This is a genomic window from Vibrio sp. 970, assembly GCF_033339075.1.
Map to the genome: position 1 here is coordinate 1 of NZ_JAWOTW010000044.1, position 3,343 is coordinate 3,343.

A 3,343-nucleotide genomic window follows, 5' to 3' on the forward strand; every position below is an offset into this window, starting at 1 on the left:
CAAATAGGCACGGATTTATCAGAGTTTATTTTAGGTTAGGGTGCATGTGCGTCTCTCACACCTTAACTGCGCGTTAGAGCGCTGGAGAAAAAATGTGAATATGACGGACATAATTGAATACATTTCATATCTTATCGCAGGCATTATTATCGCTCCCTTCGGCTTTATGTTGTTTAAAGAATTCATCGGTAAAGATCGCAAGACGGTCACAGATGAAGTCAAATCTACGGTAGGAGAAGAATCGAGAAAGTTTCTGGGCGGTAGGCATGGTGATGCAGTTGTAGGTCAGTTTGTCGAGTTTAAATTGATAATAGCGATAGGTTTGCCAGTAGTTCTATTTCTAGGGATCTCTTCCTTGGTAAATTCTCTTTTGAAAGTTCTATTCAACCTGTGAGTTGCGCTCTAACAAACTGTTCAAGAGGGATTCGCAACGCGTGGCATTTTCACTGTGCGTTGGTTTAAGTGATTAAGGTGGTATGCGGCAGCTTCAGTATTGCGTTGCTCACCCCTTAACAGGGCGTTAGCTATTTCTCGTATATAAAGGAGTTCCAGTGGTAAAAGTTCTCGTTAGTTCATGTTTGGTTGGAAACAACGTTAGATACAATGCGAGCTGTTTATCAATCCCAGAGCCTGAGTTGCTCTGGCTAAAGTCATACACAGAACTAGTGATTTTTTGCCCCGAAGTATCAGCAGGTTTACCTATTCCTAGAGCACCAGCTGAAATTATTACTGGTAAAGGTGTTGATGTGCTGGATGGTTTGGCAAACGTTGTTGGAAATGATGGCATCGATGTTACGGAACAATTTGTAAGTGGGGCAGAAAAGGCTTTGGAACTTTGCAAAAACCAGCAAATAAAGTACGCGATTCTTGCAGAAGGCAGTCCTTCCTGTGGCAGTTCAAAAATTTATGATGGCACATTCAACGGGATTAAAATCGATGGTTCAGGGGTAGCCACTGCATTGTTAGAGCGCAATGGTATTAAAGTCTACAGTCAACATACGATAGCTAAACTCCGAGAGGCGTTGGAAAAACATAGCTAACAAACTGTTTAAGAGTGATTCGCAACGCGTGGCATTTTCACTATGCGTTGTTTTAAGTGATTAAGGTGGTATGCGGCAGCATCGGTATTGCGTTGCTCACACCTTAACAGGGCGTTATGCGTAATTGATGGAGTACCGAGAATTAGATGGAAGTAGTAGAAGCGGAAAAATCGGATTTAGATTCATTCTTTGTGTACCTAGAAAATCAGCTGTCTGAAAATGGTAATGGAGAAGTTCCTCTTTTCCAGCCAATGTCCAGAGAGCAAAGTGAAATTCCAGAAACAACAAAAGATAAGTTTATCCAAGGCTTTTCTCATCAGTTTGGCGACTTAGGTTGGAGAAAACTTTGGGTTGTAAAAGACACCTCTGGAAATATCAAAGGTCATATCGATCTTCGCCACCACAGTGATGAAAGCTGTTCTCACAGAGTTCTATTAGGTATGGGCGTAGATGTTTCTTGCCGGAAGCAAGGTCTTGGTCAAAGACTCATTGATGCTGTTATAAATTTCTGCCAAGAAAAAGCTGAAATTGACTGGCTTGATCTTTGTGTATTATCAGAGAATTTCCCAGCAAAGAACCTCTACCTAAAGGCAGGGTTTAATGTTGTTGGAGAGTTCAAAGATCAATATAGAATCGACGGTTTGTCAGTCTCGGAAACAGCAATGACAAAGTACGTCAAAAATTACGCATAACAAACTGTTTAAGAGGGATTCGCAACGCGTGACATTTTCACTATGCGTTGGTTTTAGTGTTTAAGGTGGTATGCGGCGGCTTCGGTAATGCGTTGCTCACCCCTTAACAGGGCGTTATACGATTTAATTTGAAGCATGAGAGATTCTTAGCAGAAATGGAAAAAATACCAGAATTAGATACTTCAAAACAGGATTGGGCTACAGAGTTTCTAGCGAATACTGACAGTGTCTCTACATTTATATTACCAGCATCAATCTCGGGAAAGTCTCTTTCGGAATATATCGCTGGTTTAAGTAATACAAATGGTGGATGTATTCTGGTTGGCGCATACTCTGAATTTGGTCTAGGCTCTGGGTTCCAAAACGTATCTCCGGAACTAATTAGAGATGCGGTCGAGCGCCTCACAAATGTCCCACACGACATCGAAGAGCATACTCCAAGATTCCAGACAGTTTACTTATTAAAAGTGTACCAATCTGAATCATTAGCCTTGTCTGATGGTAGAGCTTTCATTATCAAAGACGGTAAACCTATGTTAATGCCAGAAAAAACGTTGCTTAATCAACTTGGCTTAGGTGTCGATTCTGCATTAATCAATATGCTTTCTAACCAAATTACTAATCAGTCATTGAAACTAGATGAGCAATCTGAACACATTAGTATACTTACTCATGATCTTCGGGAGAAAGCAAAGCTAAAAAATCAGTTGTTAGGATTAACGGTTGGTGGGGTAATCGGTGCAATAATTGGTTGGGCGTTATCTATCGGGCTAGATAAATTGTTCGGCATATCATAGTGTTAGCTATTGGGTAAAATCGTATAACAAACTGTTTAAGAGTGATTCGCAACGCGTGGCATTTTCACTATGCGTTGTGTTTAGTGTTTAAGGTGGCATGCGGGAACTTCGGTATTGCGTTGCTCACACCTTAACAGGGCGTTATGCAGCAAGGACGACATTGGTGTTTTGAGATGAACATTGATGAAAGAATAAAATCACTTAGTAAAGTTCTTAATAACTTAATTAGCGCAAAATCAATAATGTATAACGAGTGGTCACCAAAGTTATACTCGAAAGAGTTGCAAGGTTCTGCAGGGGTTTATCATTTCTACGAGGAATCCGGCAAAGGCATAAGATCACTGTATATTGGTAAAGCTGGAGTAGGCAAAGGTGGCAATTGGGACCTGTACCAAAGGCTGAAACAGCATTTTCAACCATCTCAGGAAAACACTTACCTGGGTAAATTTGCCAAATCAAAATCGTTATCTGGAGAAGAAGCGTTGGAACTTCTCAATGGTTCTCAAGTTAAACTTCAATGGGTTAGTTTTAAACCAACTAGCAACCTTGAGAAAAAACTCATGAACATCGAGTGTTTCTGCAAAGCAGTTTTAGATCCTAAATATACCGATGAATGATCTGCATAACAAAGCGTTTAAGACGGATTCCCAACGCTTGGCATTTTCGGTTTGCTTCAGCTTTAGTGATTACGGCACAATGAGTTAGGTAAGGTGGTAGCGTTGCTCACCACTTAACGCGGCGTTATGTGTCAGAGAGAGATTATGAGATTTTTGCAATTATTTATCTTGATCTTAGTAGTAGGGTGTTCAAGTTC

At 40.6% G+C, this 3,343-nt stretch carries 5 protein-coding genes; all 5 read left to right on the top strand.

Annotation, left to right across the window (positions count from 1 at the left end):
• The first annotated feature begins 100 nt into the window (after positions 1-100).
• The 5 genes from R7Q11_RS24450 to R7Q11_RS24475 all read left to right on the top strand — a co-directional run bounded on the left by R7Q11_RS24450 (position 101) and on the right by R7Q11_RS24475 (position 3,146).
• Entirely contained in the window at positions 101-394 is a 294-nt protein-coding gene (locus R7Q11_RS24450) for a hypothetical protein (protein ID WP_225466809.1), read from the top strand.
• Positions 395-551: 157 nt separating this feature from the next.
• Positions 552-1,040, top strand: coding sequence for a DUF523 domain-containing protein (locus R7Q11_RS24455; protein WP_054730711.1), 489 nt, complete (start codon positions 552-554; stop codon positions 1,038-1,040).
• 146 nt (positions 1,041-1,186) lie between these two features.
• The gene (locus R7Q11_RS24460) at positions 1,187-1,732 is read left to right on the top strand and encodes a GNAT family N-acetyltransferase (protein WP_017634131.1); all 546 of its coding nucleotides are present in this window, start codon (positions 1,187-1,189) and stop codon (positions 1,730-1,732) included.
• A gap of 155 nt (positions 1,733-1,887) precedes the next feature.
• Entirely contained in the window at positions 1,888-2,529 is a 642-nt protein-coding gene (locus tag R7Q11_RS24470) for a hypothetical protein (RefSeq protein WP_017635391.1), read from the top strand.
• Positions 2,530-2,702: 173 nt separating this feature from the next.
• Entirely contained in the window at positions 2,703-3,146 is a 444-nt protein-coding gene (locus R7Q11_RS24475; RefSeq protein WP_017635413.1) for a hypothetical protein, read from the top strand.
• Positions 3,147-3,343 lie beyond the last annotated feature (197 nt).

Excerpts from the sequence above, each read along its gene's own strand:
- R7Q11_RS24450 (WP_225466809.1), top strand. The coding sequence starts at position 101 with ATGACGGACATAATTGAATACATTTCATATCTTATCGCAGGCATTATT.
- R7Q11_RS24460 (WP_017634131.1), top strand. The coding sequence starts at position 1,187 with ATGGAAGTAGTAGAAGCGGAAAAATCGGATTTAGATTCATTCTTTGTG.
- R7Q11_RS24470 (WP_017635391.1), top strand. The coding sequence starts at position 1,888 with ATGGAAAAAATACCAGAATTAGATACTTCAAAACAGGATTGGGCTACA.
- R7Q11_RS24475 (WP_017635413.1), top strand. The coding sequence starts at position 2,703 with ATGAACATTGATGAAAGAATAAAATCACTTAGTAAAGTTCTTAATAAC.